Below are 18,446 nucleotides of genomic sequence, written 5' to 3'. Positions count from 1 at the left end.
GGTCCCGTGACGCAAGAGAAGAAGGCCGACGAGAAGAAGGCCCCGAAGAGCGAGCAGACCCGCACGCTCATCCTCGAAACCGCGCTCCGGCTGTTCAAGGAGCGCGGTTACGACAAGACGACGATGCGGGCCATCGCCCAGGAGGCCGGGGTCTCCGTCGGCAACGCGTACTACTACTTCTCGTCCAAGGAGCACCTCGTCCAGGGCTTCTACGACCGCATCGCCGAGGAGCACCAGGCCGCGGTCGAGCCGATCCTGAACGGCCCGGAGAAGGACCTCACCGCCCGGATCAAGGGCGTCTACCTCGGCTGGCTCGACATCGCCGGGCCGTACCACGAGTTCGCCTCGCAGTTCTTCAAGAACGCCGCCGACCCGGACAGCCCGCTCAGCCCCTTCTCACCGGAGTCGGAGGGCCCGCGCGAGGCGGCGATCGAGGTCCACCGGCGCGTCATCTCCGGCGCCTCGGTGAAGGTCGACCCGGAACTCGCCGAGGCGCTCCCGCGGTTGCTGTGGCTCCAGCAGATGGGCCTCGTGCTGTTCTGGGTGTACGACCGCTCGGAGGGCGCCGAGAACAGCCGGCGGCTCGTCGAGCGGCTCGCGCCGGTCACGGCCCGCGCGATCTCGCTCTCGCGGTTCCGGATCCTGCGGCCGCTGGTCAAGGAGACGCACGAGCTGCTCTCCGACTTCATGCCGACGGCGGCCGGGATGGCGGCCTCGGGCAAACCCAAGCGCGCCCACCCGAAACCGCCGTCCGACTGACCGGGCCGGAGCAACCGCCGCACCCGGCCGGGCTCGCGTCACTGCCGTACCCGGCCGGGCCCGGTCGACCGGGCCCCGCGTGCGCAGACGGCCGGGCCCGGCGTGGGCCGGGCTCAGATCCAGCTGAGCTCCCACAGCCGCCAGATGCCGGTGCCGTCCGTGAGGTACTGCGAGCCGGCCACGGCCTCCGTGGCGAGGACGTAGTCCTTCTTCTGCCACAGCGGGACGAGCGGGACGTCGTCGGCGACCTCGTCCTGGATCGCCTTGAAGTCGGAGGCCGCCCGGGAGCGGTCGCTGAACTGCTGCGTCGAGGCGATCAGCTTGTCGATGCGCTTGCTGGAGAACCCGTTGTGCAGGGTGTTCAGGGTGCCGACGAGCGGCGCGGTGAAGCTGTCGGAGTCCGGGAAGTCGGGGAGCCAGCCGACGGTGTACGCGTCGTAGGCGCCCTTCGCGTACTCCTTCTGGAACTCCGTCCACTTGACCTCGACGGTCTCGACCTCGAAGAGGCCGGTCTCCTCCAGCTGCCGCTTGATCTCGGCGGTCTCGGCGCCGTACGTGGCGTCCGCGCGGTAGCCGAAGGTGAACTTCACCGGGGTCGCGATCCCGGCCTCCTTGAGGAGCTTCTTCGCCTTCTTCGCGCTCGGCGCGGGCGTGGCGTCGTAGAAGGCCGTGCTGTGCCCCACGAAGCCCTGCGGGATGAGGGAGTAGAGCGGCTCGACCGAGTCCTTGTACGCGCCGGTGGTGATCTCCGGGCGGTCGATGACGGCGGCGACGGCCTGGCGCACGGCCTTGTCCGCCATCGGCGAGCCGGGCCGGACGTTGAAGTTGAGGTTGCGGATCTCGGCGCTCTCCGCCTCGGTGACCCGCGTCCCGTCCCTGGTCTCCAGCTTCGAGAGGAACTCCGGCGGGAGCTGCCGGTGCGTCACCTCGACGTCCTTCGCCTGCCAGGCGTCGGCGAGGTCCGCGGACTGGTCGTAGTACTTCACGAGGACCCGGCCGCCCGTCTTGGTGACGGCGCCCTTGTACCTCGGGTTGGGCTCCAGGCTCGCGGACTCGCCCTCCTTGTACTCCTTGAGGACGTACGGCCCCGATCCGTCGACCGCGAGGTCCGTACGCAGCCGGTCGGCCGGGTACTTGTCCTTGTCGACGATCGAGCCGGCACCCGTGGCCACCTTCAGCGGGAAGGTCGCGTCCCGGCCGCTCAGGTGGAAGGTGACCGTACGGCCCTGGGAGGTGACGCTCTTCAGGGTCGGGAAGAGGGCCTTCGGGCCGACGTCCGTCTTGATCCGCAGCATCCGCTCGAAGGAGTACTCGACGTCCTCGGCGGTGATCTGTCGCCCGTTGGAGAAGGAGAGGTCGTCGCGGAGCGTGCACCGGTACGTCGTGAGCTTGGCGCCCACGAACTTGCAGCTCTCCGCGGCGTCCGGGACGGGGGCCGCGAACCCCGGCTTGAACGTCATCAGCGACTGGAAGACGTTGCTGTACATGGCCCAGGAACCGGCGTCGTACGCGCCGGCCGGGTCGAGCGAAGTGATCGCGTCGGTGGTGCCGACGCTGATGGGATCGGTCCGGCCGCCGTCGGAGGGCAGGAGTTGCCAACCCCCGACCCCGGCCGCCACCAGTACTCCACAAGTGATGAGGATCCGCAGACGGACCGTCGACCGCATTGCCGTGCTTCCTTTTTTCGTACCACCCCTGGCACGACGCCCCCCGAAAACGCCGCAGTGCCGTCAGCCAATCACACGATCTTCACAAGCGGAAGGAAAAACTTTCATACGGCAGGTATATGTCCGGGATATGAGACTTTAGGTCGATGACCGGCACGTATCGCTCTCCGTGCGGGGAGTCGAGGGGAGTGGCCCCGCCCCGGTCACGCCTGCTTCGAGGCGATTTCGACGACCGTGATGTCGGAGGGCGCGCCGACCCGGACCGGGGGTCCCCAGGCACCCGCGCCCCGCGAGACGTACAGCTGGGTGTCGCCGTACCGCTCCAGACCCGCGACGGTCGGGTTGGCCAGGTCCGCGAGGTACTCGCCCGGCCAGAGCTGGCCGCCGTGGGTGTGGCCGGAGAGCTGGAGGTCCACACCGTGGCGGACCGCGTCGTGGACGACGACCGGCTGGTGGGCGAGGAGGACGGCGGCGCGGGCGCGGTCACGGTCACCGAGGGCGCGGACGAAGTCGGGGCCCTGCCCCTCGCTCTCCCCGGCGACGTCGTCGACGCCCGCGAGGTCGAAGCCGGCCGCGATCTCCACGCGCTCGTTGCGCAGCGGGCGCAGGCCGAGCTCGCGTACATGGTCGACCCAGGCGTCGGCGCCCGAGAAGTACTCGTGGTTGCCCGTCACGAAGAAGGCCCCGTGGCGCGCCCGGAGGTCGGCGAGCGGTTCGGCGGCGGAGCCGAGGTTCTCGACGGTGCCGTCGACGAGGTCGCCGACGATCGCGATCAGGTCCGGCTGGGTGGCGTTGATCGTGTCCACGATCCGCCGGCTGTGGGCGCGGCCCAGGATCGGCCCGAGGTGGATGTCGGACACGACGGCGATCCGGTACCCGTGCGCGGCACGCGGCACCTTCGCGAGCGGCACGGTGACCCGCTTGACCCGCGGCCCGCGCAGCACGCCGTAGGTGCCGTACCCCACGGTCCCGAGAGCGACGGCCGCGGCGGCCCCCCCGACGACCCGCGAGACGAAGAGCCGCCGGGAGACACCACCGGGGGCCGGGGACACCTCGGCGGGCGCCTCGGGCGCAGGCAGCGACGCGGGCGCGACAGCCTCGGGCACAGACACGGGTGCGGCGCCCTCGGGCACGGACACGGGTGCGGGCGCGACGGCCTCGGGCACGGACACGCGCGCGGCGCCCTCGGGCACGGACGGCGGCGCGGGCGCGACGGCCTCGGGGGCGACCACGGCCCCGGGCACCTCGGCCGGGACGGGCGCGGCGGCGGTCTTCGCGTCACGCCGGTCGAGCCAGGCGCGCAGGAGGGGCCGTACGGCCTCGCCGACGACGAGGGCCAGGACCACGTACAGGAGCAGCGCGAGCCACAGGAACCCCGGCCAGGCGACGACCTGCTGGAACCAGAAGGGCGCGCCGGCCCGCGAGGAGCTCAGGGCCGCGAGCGAGAGCAGCGGCAGGGCGACGACGACGGCCGTACCCACCCGCCGCGGCACCCCGCCGGGCGCCGTCACGTCACGGACGAGCCGCCGCCACACGTACCAGTGCACCCCGCCGAGCACGGCGAGGACCACGACCAGCACCACCAGAAAGCCGACCACGCCCCGAACCCCTCTTCCTCGCTTGCGCCCCGGAACCCGACGGATCTAGGAGCTGTGACCGGTATCGCTGCGCGCGGCACGCACACCACGCAACCCGAGCACGCCGATCACCGTCCCCAGGACAAAGGACGTGACGGCGAGCAGCAGGTGAACCCAGAAGTAGGCCGTCGGGTCGCCCGCGTCGTCGAAGGCGAGGCCGCTCCCGTCGTTCCAGAGGTTCTTGACGAAAGTGATCCATACGCAGCTAACCGTTAGCGTACAGACCCCGGCCACCATGGCAGAGGGCACGGACCGGATACTGGCAGGACCGACCCGCCTACCCCCGGAAGGGCATCCCGTGAAGCTCAGCCGTCGCACGTCCTGGTTCCTTCTCGCGTTCGGTGCCTGGTCTTGGATGATCTGGATCACCTTTGCTCGGAACCTCTACAAGGACGCGAGCGGACTTGCCTTCGACGACGCGGGTGACCCGACCGCCTACTTCTGGGTGCATCTCACCCTCGCCGTGACGTCGTTCATCCTAGGGACGGCCGTCGGCGTGATCGGCCTGAGGGGCGTACGCGTGAAGGCGAGCAAGTAGAAAGCCCCGCCCACGCGCTACGGGGGAGCGCACGGACGGGGCCGTTAGGGCGTGGCACCACTCGGTGATCGCGCCGCCGGACCGGATGACGAGAGGCGGCGCCGCGCGACCACCGCAGTTCCCGACAGGCGAGCAGCGAGTGCCCGAAGAACGCCCTGCGCCGCCTCGCTGCCCGCCCCGGCCGCCTGCCCTTCCTGTGGCGAAGCGTCCGGGGCGGAGCCTGTCCTCCCACCCCTGTCGTCTCGCACCGCCGCGATCACGGAAGGGGTGGGAAATCCGGGTGTGCGGCGCGCGGACCGGGAACCGCACCCGCTCTATTCCGCGCGGCTCACCCGGGCGTGGTCGGTGAAGACGCGCCGGAAAAGGTCGTGCCCGGGGTTCAGGCCGGTGTGCCTCAGAGCCCAGTCCTGCGCCGCTTCCTGCCCCGACTGCGGGGCGGATTCCTCCTCGCAGTCGGGGGCGATGCAGAACAGTTCGTACGTCACCCCGCCCGACGGCTCATGGCGAATGGAGTGCTCGACGTACCTGTAGACAGCGCGACTCACCGGTCACGCCTGTACGGCTCGGCGCACAGGGGGTGCCGGTACACGACGACGGGCGGCCCGGACTGCCGTTCCACAGTGCCCCGCCGGCACACCTCCAGAGACCCGAACGGCTCCTCGCACTCGGGGCACGTTTCACGGGCAGGGGCATAGGTCGCGTACTCGTCCGTCCGGGCATCCGTGTCGCTGGGCATCTTCGCCATGGCAGAGCTGCGAGAGAGCGGGCACTCGGTCCGCCGGAGTCCCCCTCGGGGTGGGTGCGCGGTAGTCCCGCTCTCTCTGGCCCCAGTAGTAGGGACCAAAGGTGTCCCGAGGGTGCCGAGCGGTGTCGGTGGTGACGACAGAGACCCCGGTTCCTCTTTCTCTGTATTTTTTCTATGCGTTCTAAAAAGTGTCGAAAGTCGTCACTCTCAACACCTCCTCGCCCCGCTGTGGGGCAGCCTCGCCCGAGGAGTCGGCCAGGGCGGCCACGCATCCCGGGGGCGGTATCCGCACCTCCTCACCGAGCCGTGAGGATCAGCAGATTCCCGGCACCCGCCGTGCGGCGTGCTCGGTGATTCCGTGCGGTCCCTCACTGTGTTGTGGGGGCCACCGAATTCCCGAGGGCCGAGCATGACGGGATGGTGTTTCGACGGACGGTTTGGTCTTCTCCTTATTTTTTCTTGTGCATATGAAGAAGCACTCTGAACCGTCATACCGTCATGGCTCCGCCCGCTGGTCGGCCCCGCTGCGGACACAGCAAAGCCCCGGCGGTCCGTGAGGGACTACCGGGGCTGTCTGGCTGTCAGAGGGCGGCTAGCGTCTCTTCGTCCTCCTCCTGGGGCTCCGTCTCAAGCTGCCGCCAGTGGAGCGTCAAGCGGTCCTCGATCGCGATGTACTTCCGGGTCTCCGGGTCCCGGCCAGGGCCGACCGAGATTCCGGAGAGGAAGAGGTCGAGGAACTCTCGGCGCTTGAAAACGTCCCAGGCCGCCCAGGGTGAACCGGGGCCCAAGGGGTCCTCGCCCGGTTCGAACCAGTCGGTCGGCACCTGGATCGCTGCCGTGGTCTGCTCGTTCAGCTCCTCCAGCCTGGCGGTGCACTGGTCTTCGAACGCCCGGTACTGCGTCATCGTCGCCCGCCACATGGCCAGTTCGTCGCGGCCCCGATAGAGGCCCGCCTTGCGGTCGGCCTGAAGTTCGGCAATGGAGTTCCGGACGTGCTCAAGGTGCGCTCCCGTCTCGCGCCTTTCTTCCTGGACTCCGGACAGATCCCGCTGCATCGCGAAGCGGAGAGCCGCCTCGGCCACCCATTCCCTGTCCTTGTCGTCGTCCATGTCCGCGCCGGCGAGACGTGCCCACACCCGTCCGGCGACGTAGTCGTCGGCGTCCTTGCGCTTGATGCTCAGCCCGCCGTGTCCCTTGGGGTTGGAGCACATGTAGTAGTCCTGTCCGCCGTTGTTCTTGCTCTGCCCCATGGATCCCGTGCAGATTCCGCAGGTGGTGAAGCGCCACCCGCTCAGGAGCGTGGGTGTGGCCTCTCCGCCGAGCTGCCTGTCGGTCCTGGCACACTTGCTCCGCTTCTCCTGGAGCTCCAGCCACCGGGCTCCTGGGACCACTCCCCGGTGAGGTGTCAGCGGTGTCCCCGCCTCGTTCCGGGCGACCACGTTCACGTACGCCTTGCCCCGCTTCACGCGTTCGCTTGCGAAGCCGCCGATGGCGGGATGGGAGAGGATCCAGCGGACTGTCTGCGCACGCCACCGGATGGGGCTGTCGTCCGTCGCCACGCGTCGCTTCTTGATGGACTCCATCCGCTTCTCGGTGGCGCGTCGTGCGGCCTCGCCCGGCGCGGGCACGTCCTCCGAGTCCAGCGTCGTCGCGATCTTGTTGTCGGAGACTCCGGCGAACGACATCTCCACCATGCGCTCGACGATCGCGATGTGGTCCGGATTGTCCTCGTCCGGCTCAAGGACGGAGACGACCAGGTTGCCGATCTTCTCGCGCACCGCCCTCATGCCGTACGGCGCGGAGCTGGAGTGCCGGCCGCCGACCGCCCTGATCTCGTCCTTGGCCCCGCGCAGCCGCTCAGCCTTGATGTCGCTGTCCTGCTTCGCGAGGGCTGCGATGAGCGCGAAGATCGCGACTCCGATCGCGTTCGACGTGTCGAGGAACGGTTCAAGGACCGAGACGAAGCGGACCCCGTACTTCTTGAACTCGCTGTCGATCTCCAGGGCGTCGTGTGCGCCCTCACGGGTCAGCCGGGACAGCTCGTTGACCACCACCACGTCGACCTCACCCGCGCGCACGGCGGACAGGAGGTCTTCGAAATCCGGACGCACGGCGTTGGGATCCCAACCGGACCTACCGACGTCTTTGAACGTGTGAACGACCTCCCAACCCCGGCTCGCCGCCAGCGCCTCACCGGCAGCGACCTGCGCCTCCGGAGACGCCTCGGACGAGTCGGGGCGCGCCTTGGACTGTCGGGCATAGACGGCCACCCGCACGATGTCCAGCCGCTCGGCTCCCACGGGCGAAACGAAAGGGGTCAAGGCTCTCACCTGATCTTCTCTGTCATTGAGTCTCTACAGGTTAGCTACATACGGAAAGTGATCCAGATGAACCAGCTCCACACCCCGAACGCGAGCAGGAACCAGGAGACGCGACGGCTGAGCTTCATGGCCCCAGTATCACCGTCCGCCTCCCGCGGACCGCGTCCGGGTGGACGAGCTGGGGCGAACCGCCGGGTGGGGTTCGGATCTCTGTTCCGGGCCTGTACGTTCTCGACCGTGTCTGCTTCGAAGAGGACCGCTTGGGCGGTCGCTGCTGCCGTGCTCCTGCCGCTCGCCATCGCCGCGCCCGCGGCCCACGCGGACGAGGGGAAGGACGCGAAGGACAAGCAGCCCAAACCGCCCGCCACCATGTCCGCGGTCGGCGGCGCGCTGCTCGGGAAGCCCGGTACGCAGGTCCAGCTGGGGGCCGGGGCGCCCGTGCTGCCCAAGGAGCTGTCCGCGCGGTCCTGGATCGTCGCGGACGCGGAGAGCGGTCAGGTCCTCGCCGCGCACAACTCGCACTGGCGGCTCGCCCCGGCGTCCACGCTCAAGATGCTCTTCGCGGACACCGTGCTGCCGAAGTTCGAGAAGACGAAGAACCACCTGGTGACCACCCAGGACCTGGCCGGGATGGGCGCCGGCTCCAGCCTGGTCGGTATCAAGGAGAAGCAGACCTACAGCGTCCACGACCTGTGGCTCGGTGTCTTCCTCCGCTCCGGCAACGACGCCGTCCACGTCCTGTCGGCCATGAACGGCGGCATCCCGCAGACCGTCAAGGACATGAACGAGCACGCGGCCGAGCTCCAGGCACTCGACACCCACGTGGTCTCCCCGGACGGCTACGACGCCCCGGGCCAGGTCTCGTCCGCGTACGACCTCACGCTCATCGCCCGCAACGGCATGCAGAAGCCGGACTTCCGGGAGTACGCCGCCACGTCCCGCGCCGCCTTCCCCGGCGAGCTGAAGCCGGGCAAGAAGCGCGAGACCTTCGAGATCCAGAACACCAACCGGCTCCTCACCGGCGACTTCGGCGTCGCCCCCTACCAGGGGATCGCCGGCGTGAAGAACGGCAACACCACCCACGCGGGATCCACCTTCACCGGTGTCGCGGAGCGCAACGGGAAGGTGCTGCTCGTCACCGTCATGAACCCGTCCTCGAAGGAACAGCACGCGGTCTACAAGGAGACCGCCCGGCTGCTCGACTGGGGCTTCGCCGCGGCCGGGAAGGTGACCCCGGTGGGTGAGCTGGTGCCGCCCGCGTCGGCCCGTACGGGGACGGAGACGGGGGCCGGGTCGGCGGGCGGTACCGGGCCCGCGCCCGGCAAGGAGGCGCCCGGCGCCTCGGCCACCGGCACCGCCGCCGCGCAGGAGAAGTCCGGCGGGGTCGGGATCGCGCTGAGCGTCGCGGGCGGGGTGCTCGTCCTGCTCGCCGGCGCCGTCTTCCTCGTCAACCGTCGCTGGCCGCTGGCCGGTTCGGGCTCCCGTCGGCAGCGCTCGCGGGACTCGGCTGCCACGCCGGATCCGGACGTGAACCCGTAGCCGTCCAGGCCGCGCAGAACAGCAGGAGCTTCGCGGTGAAGTTGATCCACAGCATCAGGGCGATCGGCGTGCCGAACGCCCCGTACATCGACTTCCCCGCGACCTCCCTCATATAGCCGCCGAGCAGCAGTTTGAGCAGCTCGAAGCCGACCGCGCCGATGAGCGCCGCCACCACGAGGCGGCGTCGCGGCGGCGTGACGCCGGGCAGCAGCGTCAGCAGGTAGAGCAGCATCAGGAAGTCGGCGACGACCGCGACGAGGACGGCGGCGGCCTGGAGCAGGTAGCCGCCCGCGCCCTCGCCGGAGATGCCGACCCGGTCGGCGGTCCAGCCGACGGCGGTGGAGCCGAGCCAGGACGCGGCGAGCGAGCAGACCGCGACGGCGCCGAGGCCGAGGAGCACGAGCGCGTCCTTGCCCTTGCGGGCGACCGGGTTGCCCTCGTCGACGTCGTCGAGCCCCCAGACGGCGCGCAGGCACTCCCGCATGGAGCCGATCCAGCTGATGCCGGTGAGGAGCAGCAGGGCGCCGGCGATGAGCCCGACGGTGCCGGCGTTGGCGACGAGTCCCTCGATGTTCAGCTGCTCGGAGATGCCGGGCACCTGGTCGGCGATCTTCTCCTCGATCGTGTCGAGCTGCTTCTGCGAGAGGAGCGCGGCGCCGATCGCGGCGGCGACGGTGATCAGCGGGAAGAGGGCGAGGAAGGAGAGGAAGGTGATCGCGGCGGCGAGCCGGCTCCAGTGGACCGCGTCGAGGGTCTCGTACGAGCGCCAGGCGTGGGTCCGCATGAGGCGGGTGGCCAGGGGGCCGATGACGGGGAGCTTGGTCAGCCAGTCCATGTCGTACGTGTGCCCCTTGATCCGTCGGTCAATTGGTACGGGAGGGGTCTCTTCCGGGGAGTGCCGGTGGTGCCGGTCCGGGAGAGTCCTGTGCTCCGGTTACGAGAATCCCCCGGCGGAGCGTGCGCGCCGGTGACCGACATCCCGGAGGCGGGGCGGCAATAGCGGCATAAGCGACAGGTCCGGCGATACGGTCACCCTGATGGCTGTCGAGACCCACCGCCCTCTGAGGAGTACCCCACGATGAAGGACGCCTTCGGCACCCCGCAGTCCCTGCTCGTCCTCGGCGGCACCTCCGCGATCGGGCTCGCCACCGCGCGCCGGATGATCGCCCGCGGCGTCCGTACGGTCTGGCTGGCCGGCCGCCCCTCCCCCGCGCTCACCGCCGCCGCGGACTCGCTGCGCGCACTCGGCACGGACGTACGCACCGTCCCCTTCGACGCGCTCGACACCGCGTCGCACGAGGAGCGGCTCGGCAAGATCTTCACCGAGGGGCCCGTGGACGTGGTGCTGCTCGCCTTCGGGGTCCTCGGCGACCAGGCGCACGACGAGGCCGACCCCGTCGCCGCGGTGCGCGTCGCGCAGACCAACTACACCGGCGCCGTCTCGGCCGGGCTGGTGTGCGCGGGCGCGCTGCAGGGGCAGGGGCACGGTTCGCTGGTGGTGCTGTCCTCGGTGGCGGGCGAGCGGGCGCGGCGCGCCGACTTCATCTACGGGTCGTCGAAGGCGGGGCTCGACGTCTTCGCCCAGGGCCTCGGGGACGCGCTGTACGGCACGGGGGTGCACGTCATGGTCGTCCGTCCCGGGGCCGTGCGTCCCGGGGCCGTGCGGGCCGGGGCCGTCCCTGGCCGGTCCGGGGCGGTTCCTGGCCGGTCCGGGGCGTCCGGCTTCGTGACCACTCCCGAGGCGGTCGCGACGGCGATCGAGCTGGGGCTGCGGCGCCGCTCGGAGACGGTGTGGGTGCCGGGGGCGCTGCGGATGGTGATGACGGCGGTACGACACCTGCCGAGGCCGCTGTTCCGTCTGCTGCCCGTGTGAGGAGCGGGGAGCGGGGGCGGGACCCGGGCCGGGGGCCGGAACCGGGGTACGGGACCGGATGGGATCGGGTCGGGGCCGAGGCCCCGATCGGGGCCTGGACCCCGGTGGGTCAGGCGGCGGGGGTGGCGGTCGGCGTGTCCACCGGGCTGCCGCCCTGCGCCGGGACGGCGGAGATCGGACGGCCGCTGCCGAACTCGTAGTCGTACAGCTTCCGCCACACGCCGTCCGCGCCCTGCTCGTACAGCGCGAACGAGCGGCACGTCCAGGCCGCCTCGTACCCGGCGAGCTCCTCGAACGCCCGGTCCATCCCCTCCTCGGAGATGGCGTGCGCCACGGTGACGTGCGGGTGGTACGGGAACTGGAGCTCGCGCGCGAGCGGTCCCGCCTCGTCGCGGATCTGGTGCTGGAGCCGGTTGCAGAGGGGGACGCCCTCCGCCAGCTTCACGAAGACGACCGGGGAGAGCGGGCGGAAGGTCCCGGTGCCGCTGAGGCGCAGCGGGAACGGCTGGTACTCGGCGGCGACCCCGGCGAGGTGCGCCTCGATCTCCGGGAGCCGCTCCTCCGCGACCTCGGTCGGCGGGACGAGGGTGACGTGCGTGGGGATGCCGTGCGCGGCGGGATCCCCGAAGCCCGCGCGCCGCTCCTGGAGCAGGCTGCCGTAGGGCTCCGGGACCGCGATCGAAACGCCGAGCGTTACGGTCCCCACGTCGTTCTCCTCCGTCGTCCGTCGAGTCGTGTGATCGTCTGCTGTGGTCGTGCGCTGTGGGTGGTACAGCCGCCAGTGTGCGTCCTGCACCACCCTCGTGGCCAGGGTCCCAGGACTCAGTGCTTGGCGGGCAGGAAGCCCATGCGGTCGTAGGTCTGCGCCAGCGTCTCCGCCGCGACCGCGCGGGCCTTCTCCGCTCCCTTGGCCAGGATCGAGTCCAGCGTCTCCGGGTCGTCCAGGTATTCCTGGGTGCGGGCCCGGAACGGAGTGACGAAGTCCACCATGACCTCGGCCAGGTCCGTCTTCAGCGCGCCGTACATCTTGCCCTCGTAGCTTTTCTCCAGGTCGGCGATGCTCGTCCCGGAGAGGGTGGACAGGATGGTGAGGAGGTTGGAGACGCCGGCCTTGTTCTCCGGGTCGAAGCGGATCACGGTGTCCGTGTCGGTGACCGCGCTCTTGACCTTCTTCGCGGTGACCTTCGGGTCGTCCAGGAGGTTGATCAGGCCCTTCGGCGTGGACGCCGACTTGCTCATCTTGATCGTCGGGTCCTGGAGGTCGTAGATCTTCCCGGTCTCCTTGACGATGTACGGCTTGGGGACGGTGAAGGTGTCGCCGAAGCGGCCGTTGAAGCGCTCCGCGAGGTCGCGGGTCAGCTCGATGTGCTGGCGCTGGTCCTCGCCGACCGGGACCTCGTTGGCCTGGTAGAGCAGGATGTCCGCGACCTGGAGGATCGGGTACGTGAAGAGGCCGACGGTGGCGCGGTCGGCGCCCTGCTTCGCCGACTTGTCCTTGAACTGCGTCATACGGGAGGCCTCGCCGAAGCCGGTGAGGCAGTTCATGACCCAGCCGAGCTGCGCGTGCTCGGGGACGTGGCTCTGGACGAAGAGGGTGCAGCGGTCCGGGTCGAGCCCGGCGGCGAGCAGCTGCGCGGCGGCGAGGCGGGTGTTCGCCCGCAGCTCGGCGGGGTCCTGCGGAACCGTGATGGCGTGCAGGTCGACGACCATGTAGAAGGCGTCGTGGGACTCCTGCAGTGCGACGTACTGACGGACCGCACCGAGGTAGTTGCCGAGGTGGAAAGAGCCCGCCGTGGGCTGGATTCCGGAGAGCGCGCGAGGACGATCAGAGGCCATGCACATCATTCTCTCAGGTGTGGGAACCGATCCCCGACTGCCGGTGTATCAAGAGTGTGGGGACGCGGGAGGGGGGCCTGGTCGAGGACGAGGCCGTGGTGATCGCACGGGTGCGCGCCGGAGAGCCGGAGGCGTACGCGGAGCTGGTCCGCGCGCACACGGCGGTGGCGCTGAGGGCGGCCGTGGCGTGCGGCGCCGGGCCGGAGGCCGAGGACGTGGTGCAGCAGGCGTTCTTCAAGGCGTACCGCTCGCTGGGGCGGTTCAAGGAGGGCGCGGCGTTCCGGCCGTGGCTGCTGCGGATCGTCGTCAATGAGACCAGGAACACAGTGCGCTCGGCGGGTCGGCAGCGGGCCGTCGCGGACCGGGAGGCGGACCTGCTCGGCGGCGAGCCGCGGATACCGGAGTCGGCGGACCCGGCGGTCACCGCGGAGGAGCGAGAGCGGAGCCGGCGGCTCCTCGACGCGCTGGACGGTCTCTCCGAGGACCATCGGCAGGTGGTGATCCACCGCTATCTGCTGGAGCTGGACGAGGCGGAGACGGCGGCGGCGCTGGGCTGGCCGAGGGGGACGGTGAAGTCCCGGCTGAGCCGGGCGCTGAAGAAGCTGGGACTGGCGCTGGAGGGAGGTGAGGAGCGTGGCTGAGGAGCGGTGGCCGCGGAGGGAAGGGGGGCCCGGGGAAGGCGTGCCCGGGGACGGGGTGCCCGGGGACGGGGTGTCGGGGGACGGCGTGCCCGGGGACGGGGTGCCCGAGGAAGGCGTGGCCCGGGACGGGGTGGCCCGGGACGGGGTGGCCCGGGACGGGGTGGCCCGGGACGGGGTGGCCCGGGACGGGGTGGCCCGGGACGGGGTGGCCGGGGAAGGGGTGGCCGGGGAAGGCATGGCCCGGGAGCGGCTGCCCGAGGAGTTGCGGGAGCTGGGGCGGCGGCTTCGGGTGCCCGAGGTGGACGGCGGGTCCATGGCCGAGCGGGTGCTCGCACAGCTCCTCGCCGAGCAGGCGCCGACACCGGTGGCGGAGCCGGAGCCGGCCGGGCCGTGGCGGCGGCGGTGGGCGGGGGTGCGGGCGTGGCTTCGGGAGCGGTGGCGGGCGCTGGTGGCCGGCCTGACCGGGGTGCTGATCGTGCTGGTGCTCACCCCGCCCGTGCGGGCGGCGGTGGCGGAGTGGTTCGGCTTTGGTGGCGTGACCGTGCGGTACGCCCCGGAGGGCCGCACCGCGCCGCCGGGCGGGGCGGTGCCGGGCTGCCCGGACCCGGTGCCCCTGGCGGAGGCCGGGCGCAGGGCGGGCTTCGAGCCGGTGGTGCCGGGCGCGCTCGGTCCGCCGGACGCCGTCGCGGTGACGGGCTCGGCCGAGCGGGGGCGGGCGGTGATCAGCCTGTGCTGGCGGGACGGGGAGCGGACGGTGCGGCTGGACGAGTTCCCGGCCCGGCTGGACATCGGCTTCGCCAAGGAAGTCAGGACGCAGCCGGAGTGGGTGGATCTGCCGGACGGAGCGCAGGGCTACTGGTTCGCGGCTCCGCATCTGCTGACGGTCCCGATGACGGACGGGACGGGCGGGGTCTGGACCCATGAGGTCCGGACGGCGGGCCCCACGCTGCTCTGGACGCGGGGCGGGGGCGCGCTGACCTTCCGGCTGGAGGGCATACCGGACCGGGAGGAGGCGCGTGTGACGGCGGAGTCGGCGGGCTGAGGGCGGCGGCGGGCGAGGGGCTCGCGGAGTGGGGGGCGCGCCGTCGCCGAGGTTTCCGCGTCCGGTGCGCGAGCGACGATAAGAAGGGGAGCCACAACCCCTGAGCTCCCGGGCCGCAGGACGAACGGAGACCCCGTGTCGAGGACGCAAGACGCGATCGCTTCCGCGGAGGCGCACAGCGCTCACAACTACCACCCCCTTCCGGTCGTCGTCGCCTCGGCGGACGGCGCCTGGATGACCGACGTCGAGGGGCGCCGCTATCTCGACATGCTCGCCGGGTACTCGGCGCTGAACTTCGGGCACGGCAACCGTCGGCTGATCGAGGCCGCGCAGGCGCAGCTGGAGCGGGTGACGCTGACCTCGCGCGCCTTCCACCACGACCGCTTCGCCGAGTTCTGCGCGCAGCTCGCGGCCCTGTGCGGCAAGGAGGCGGTGCTGCCGATGAACACGGGGGCGGAGGCGGTCGAGACGGCCGTGAAGACCGCCCGGAAGTGGGGGTACGAGGTGAAGGGCGTGCCGGACGGGCACGCGAAGATCGTGGTCGCGGCGAACAACTTCCACGGCCGGACCACGACGATCGTCAGCTTCTCCACGGACCACGAGGCGCGGGACCACTTCGGTCCGTACACGCCGGGGTTCGAGATCGTCCCGTACGGGGACCTGACCGCCCTGGAGGCGGCGGTCACCGAGAACACGGTGGCGGTGCTGCTCGAACCGATCCAGGGCGAGGCGGGGGTCCTCGTCCCGCCGGCCGGCTATCTGCCGGGGGTGCGGGAGCTGACGCGCCGGCGGAACGTGCTGTTCATGGCGGACGAGATCCAGTCGGGTCTGGGCCGGACGGGGAAGACGTTCGCGTGTGAGCACGAGGGCGTCGTGCCGGACGTGTACATCCTCGGGAAGGCGCTGGGCGGCGGTGTCGTGCCGGTGTCGGCGGTGGTCGCCGACCGTTCGGTGCTGGGGGTGTTCCGGCCGGGTGAGCACGGGTCGACGTTCGGCGGGAACCCGCTGGCCTGCGCGGTGGCCCTGGAGGTGATCGCGATGCTGCGGACGGGCGAGTACCAGGAGCGGGCGACGGAGCTGGGCGAGCACCTCCACGCCGAGCTGGGGCTGCTCGCCGGCGGCGGCGCGGTGGAGGCGGTGCGCGGGCGCGGCCTGTGGGCGGGCGTGGACATCGCACCGTCCCGGGGCACGGGCCGGGAGATCTCGGAGAAGCTGATGGAGCGGGGCGTCCTGGTGAAGGACACCCACGGCTCGACGATCCGGATCGCACCGCCCCTGGTCATCTCGAAGGAGGACCTGGACTGGGGCCTCCAGCAGCTGCGGGAGGTGCTGACGGACTGACCGGGGCGGCCGGGCTGACGGACTGACCGGGCCGCCTCCGCGGGGCGGCCGGTCGGGTCGGGCGCGCAGCGGACGGGAGCGCGGACCGGTGACCCCACCGGCGAGGAGAAGTGATCACCGCGTGCCGCGCTCAGCCGTAGACGCCGCCCCGGGCGATGCCGGTTCCGCGTGTCGAAGCGGAGGGCCGACCTCGACACAGCGGGGCAACTCGGGCCATTGACACGAGAGTTGGTCTAGGCCAATGATGCCGCCATGCCGAGACTCCGTCTGCGTCACGCCGTGCGTGCCGCGCTCGCCGCCCTCGTCCCGGTCGCGCTCCTCGGCGCGTCCGCGGGACCCGTGCACTCCGCCCCCGGGGCGGCCTGGCCCGAGCCCGTCCCGGTGGTGTCGCACGTCGAGACCACCGACCCGGTCGTCTTCATCACCATCGACGACGGCTGGTACCACGACCCCGCGGCGGCGAAACTGCTGCTCGACCGCCGGGTGCCCGCCTCGCTCTTCCTCCTGCCGGGCGCCTACTCGTACGACTCCGGCTACTTCCAGAACCTGCTGAACCAGGGCCGCTCCCGCGTCGAGAACCACTCCGTCAACCACCCGGACCTCACCGCGCTCGACGCCGCCGGGCAGCGGGCGGAGATCTGCGGGGCCCGCGACCAGCACCTCGCCCGGTTCGGCGACGGCCCGCGGCTGCTGCGCCCGCCGTACGGCACGTACGACGCGACGACCCGGACCGCCGCGCGCGCCTGCGGGGCGAAGGCCGTCGTGACCTGGACGCACGACCTCACGACCTGGGGCTCGTGGACGCCGCCGGACCCGGAGCTCAAGGCCGGCGACATCATCCTGCTGCACTTCAACGAGACGGTGACGCAGGACCTGGAGCGGGCCCTGGACCTGGCCGAGGAGGCCGGCCTGACGCCCGCGCCGCTCAGGGAGTACGTCCCCGAGTAGGGCGCGGGGCACCCGCCGGGCTCAGAGGATCACGTGCGGGAGGAAGCGGGCGTACTCGTCGGTGACGAGGCCCGCCGACTCCCGGATCCCGAGCCCGGCCGCCTCGTTCTCGACGACCCACGCGCCGAGCACCACCCGGTTGCCGTCGAAGTCGGCCAGCGGGGCCAGCTCCTGGTAGCAGCAGGCCTCCCCGTCCCGCACGAACGGATCCGTACCGGCCTCGTGCAGGGTGACGCCCGCGCCCTCGCGGCCGAGCAGCGGCTTGGCGACCCAGCCCGTGGTCGAGGCGAGCTCGCGCGGACCGTCGAGGTAGGCGGGGAGCAGGTTCGGGTGACCGGGGTTCAGCTCCCACAGGATCGCGAGCAGCGCCTTGTTGGAGAGGAGCATCTTCCAGGCGGGCTCGATCCAGCACGTGGTGCCGGTGCCGCCGCCGTTGTCGAGGGTGTCGAGGACGTGCTTCCCGAAGCGGTCGGTGGTCAGCCACTCCCAGGGGTAGAGCTTGAAGCAGGACCGGATGAAGCGGAGCCGGTCGTCGACGAAGCGGCGCGAGAGCCGGTCCCAGCCGATCCGCTCGACCGAGAGCGCCTCCGTGTCGAGCCCGGCCTGCTGGGCGGTCTCGCGCAGGTACGCGACCGTCATCAGGTCCTCGCCGAGCTCGTCGCCGTCCGAGTGGACGAAGTGGACGGGGCCCGGCGGCAGCAGCGGCGCCTGGCGCTTCCAGGCGTCGACCAGGCGCTCGTGGAGCGAGTTCCACTGGTCGGCGCCGGGGAACCGCTCCTCCATCCAGAACCACTGCGGGCTCGCGGCCTCCACCAGCGAGGTGGGGGTGTCGGCGTTGTACTCCAGCATCTTGGCCGGGCCCGTACCGTCGTAGCGCAGGTCGAACCGCCCGTACAGGGAGGGCAGTTCGGCACGTCGCCGCCAGGACTCGGCGACCATGGACGCGAGCTTCGGATCGGTGATCCCGAGCTCGGCGAACCGGTCCTGCTCGACGATGTGCTCGGCAGCCGCCAGGCACATTGCGTGCAGCTCCTCGACGACCTCCTCCAGCGCCTCGACCTCGGGCAGGGTGAAGGAGTAGTAGGCGCTCTCGTCCCAGTACGGGCGCAGCGAACCGTCCGGGTAGCGGGTCAGGGGGTAGACGACCCCCTGCTCCTCGACGATCCGCTGCCAGTCGGGGCGGGGCTCGATGGTGTGCCGCTTCATGTGCCGGGGCCTCCTCAGCCGCCGCCGGAGCCCGAGCAGCCGAAACCGCCGGTGTCGACGGCCGCCTTGCTGAAGCTGCCGCCGCTCACCCTGCCGTCCCGGACGGAGCCGCCGTAGTAGTACGAGCCCCGGGTCGTGGTGCCGTTGCTGTCGTCGTCATCGTCATAGCCGCCGCTCTCGCACCGGTAGCTGGGCAGCTCCTCGCGGGTCAGCGGGTCCACGCACCGCTGGTCCGGTTCCGAACCGCACGCGGTGATCGTCGCCGCGAGCACACCCATCCCGCCGAGCACCACCGTGCTCGACCTCAGCCTCCGCATGTCCGCCGCCTCCCCTTCACGGTCGTAACCGTCGTG

At 71.2% G+C, this 18,446-nt stretch carries 17 protein-coding genes and 2 pseudogenes; 9 read left to right on the top strand and 10 right to left on the bottom strand.

What is annotated here, in order from left to right:
• Positions 1-6 precede the first annotated feature (6 nt).
• Positions 7-759, top strand: a complete 753-nt coding sequence (locus ACF08F_RS24695) for a TetR family transcriptional regulator (RefSeq protein WP_392300718.1) — start codon at positions 7-9, stop codon at positions 757-759.
• 113 nt (positions 760-872) lie between these two features.
• Here ACF08F_RS24695 and ACF08F_RS24690 read toward each other — a convergent pair whose 3' ends face one another.
• The 3 genes from ACF08F_RS24690 to ACF08F_RS24680 form a co-directional block, all read right to left on the bottom strand.
• Positions 873-2,426: an ABC transporter substrate-binding protein gene (locus ACF08F_RS24690; RefSeq protein WP_392300717.1), complete on the bottom strand. Its 1,554-nt coding sequence runs from the start codon at positions 2,424-2,426 to the stop codon at positions 873-875.
• Between the two features lie 203 nt (positions 2,427-2,629).
• Positions 2,630-4,024: a metallophosphoesterase gene (locus ACF08F_RS24685; protein ID WP_392300716.1), complete on the bottom strand. Its 1,395-nt coding sequence runs from the start codon at positions 4,022-4,024 to the stop codon at positions 2,630-2,632.
• Between the two features lie 45 nt (positions 4,025-4,069).
• The gene (locus tag ACF08F_RS24680) at positions 4,070-4,300 is read right to left on the bottom strand and encodes an SCO4848 family membrane protein (RefSeq protein WP_392300819.1); all 231 of its coding nucleotides are present in this window, start codon (positions 4,298-4,300) and stop codon (positions 4,070-4,072) included.
• A 61-nt stretch (positions 4,301-4,361) separates the two neighbouring features.
• Between ACF08F_RS24680 and ACF08F_RS24675 the strand changes: the two genes are divergently transcribed.
• Positions 4,362-4,601 carry an SCO4848 family membrane protein gene (locus ACF08F_RS24675; protein ID WP_392300715.1) on the top strand — a complete coding sequence of 80 codons (240 nt, stop codon included), beginning with the start codon at positions 4,362-4,364 and terminating at the stop codon, positions 4,599-4,601.
• A 314-nt stretch (positions 4,602-4,915) separates the two neighbouring features.
• On the opposite strand, the gene ACF08F_RS24670 is transcribed toward ACF08F_RS24675, so the two are convergent.
• Together ACF08F_RS24670 and ACF08F_RS24665 are read right to left on the bottom strand one after the other, a co-directional pair.
• Positions 4,916-5,086 (bottom strand): hypothetical protein, encoded by a 171-nt coding sequence (locus ACF08F_RS24670; protein ID WP_392300714.1) that lies wholly within the window; start codon positions 5,084-5,086, stop codon positions 4,916-4,918.
• 841 nt (positions 5,087-5,927) lie between these two features.
• Positions 5,928-7,622 (bottom strand): recombinase family protein, encoded by a 1,695-nt coding sequence (locus tag ACF08F_RS24665; protein ID WP_392300713.1) that lies wholly within the window; start codon positions 7,620-7,622, stop codon positions 5,928-5,930.
• 282 nt (positions 7,623-7,904) lie between these two features.
• Between ACF08F_RS24665 and ACF08F_RS24660 the strand changes: the two genes are divergently transcribed.
• Complete coding sequence (locus tag ACF08F_RS24660; RefSeq protein WP_392300712.1) at positions 7,905-9,206, top strand: D-alanyl-D-alanine carboxypeptidase family protein; 1,302 nt, start codon at positions 7,905-7,907, stop codon at positions 9,204-9,206.
• On the opposite strand, the gene ACF08F_RS24655 is transcribed toward ACF08F_RS24660, so the two are convergent.
• Positions 9,115-10,041 (bottom strand): YihY/virulence factor BrkB family protein, encoded by a 927-nt coding sequence (locus tag ACF08F_RS24655; RefSeq protein WP_392300711.1) that lies wholly within the window; start codon positions 10,039-10,041, stop codon positions 9,115-9,117. The genes ACF08F_RS24660 and ACF08F_RS24655 overlap by 92 nt on opposite strands.
• Positions 10,042-10,284: 243 nt before the next feature.
• On the opposite strand from ACF08F_RS24655, the pseudogene ACF08F_RS24650 reads away from it, so the two are divergent.
• Together ACF08F_RS24650 and ACF08F_RS24645 are read left to right on the top strand one after the other, a co-directional pair.
• Positions 10,285-10,857 (top strand): annotated as a pseudogene (locus tag ACF08F_RS24650) (SDR family NAD(P)-dependent oxidoreductase); the annotation flags it as partial.
• A gap of 75 nt (positions 10,858-10,932) precedes the next feature.
• Positions 10,933-11,079: pseudogene (locus ACF08F_RS24645) on the top strand (decaprenylphospho-beta-D-erythro-pentofuranosid-2-ulose 2-reductase); the annotation flags it as partial.
• Between the two features lie 109 nt (positions 11,080-11,188).
• Here the strand turns inward: ACF08F_RS24645 and ACF08F_RS24640 are convergent.
• A complete protein-coding gene (locus ACF08F_RS24640; RefSeq protein WP_392300710.1) occupies positions 11,189-11,785 on the bottom strand; it encodes a 2'-5' RNA ligase family protein in 597 nt (198 codons plus the stop codon).
• A 116-nt stretch (positions 11,786-11,901) separates the two neighbouring features.
• Positions 11,902-12,915 carry a tryptophan--tRNA ligase gene (gene trpS, locus ACF08F_RS24635; protein ID WP_392300709.1) on the bottom strand — a complete coding sequence of 338 codons (1,014 nt, stop codon included), beginning with the start codon at positions 12,913-12,915 and terminating at the stop codon, positions 11,902-11,904.
• Positions 12,916-12,971: 56 nt separating this feature from the next.
• On the opposite strand from trpS, the gene ACF08F_RS24630 reads away from it, so the two are divergent.
• From ACF08F_RS24630 to ACF08F_RS24615, 4 genes are all read left to right on the top strand, one after another.
• Positions 12,972-13,556, top strand: a complete 585-nt coding sequence (locus ACF08F_RS24630) for an RNA polymerase sigma factor (RefSeq protein ID WP_392300708.1) — start codon at positions 12,972-12,974, stop codon at positions 13,554-13,556.
• Entirely contained in the window at positions 13,549-14,598 is a 1,050-nt protein-coding gene (locus ACF08F_RS24625; RefSeq protein WP_392300707.1) for a hypothetical protein, read from the top strand. The genes ACF08F_RS24630 and ACF08F_RS24625 overlap by 8 nt, the downstream gene beginning before the upstream one ends.
• A 135-nt stretch (positions 14,599-14,733) precedes the next feature.
• On the top strand, positions 14,734-15,939 hold the full coding sequence (gene rocD / locus ACF08F_RS24620) for an ornithine--oxo-acid transaminase (protein ID WP_392300706.1): 1,206 nt from the start codon (positions 14,734-14,736) through the stop codon (positions 15,937-15,939).
• Positions 15,940-16,191: 252 nt separating this feature from the next.
• Positions 16,192-16,887, top strand: a complete 696-nt coding sequence (locus ACF08F_RS24615) for a polysaccharide deacetylase family protein (RefSeq protein ID WP_392300705.1) — start codon at positions 16,192-16,194, stop codon at positions 16,885-16,887.
• 21 nt (positions 16,888-16,908) lie between these two features.
• Here the strand turns inward: ACF08F_RS24615 and ACF08F_RS24610 are convergent, their stop codons facing one another.
• Complete coding sequence (locus tag ACF08F_RS24610) at positions 16,909-18,093, bottom strand: glutathionylspermidine synthase family protein (RefSeq protein WP_392300704.1); 1,185 nt, start codon at positions 18,091-18,093, stop codon at positions 16,909-16,911.
• A gap of 14 nt (positions 18,094-18,107) precedes the next feature.
• A complete protein-coding gene (locus ACF08F_RS24605) occupies positions 18,108-18,410 on the bottom strand; it encodes a hypothetical protein (RefSeq protein ID WP_392300703.1) in 303 nt (100 codons plus the stop codon).
• Between the last annotated feature and the right edge of the window lie 36 nt (positions 18,411-18,446).

It is taken from the genome of Streptomyces sp. NPDC015130 (assembly GCF_043080005.1).
Classification (GTDB): Bacteria; Actinomycetota; Actinomycetes; order Streptomycetales; family Streptomycetaceae; genus Streptomyces.
Note: the sequence above shows the minus strand (reverse complement) of the source record. Positions and strands in the feature narration are given on the sequence as shown.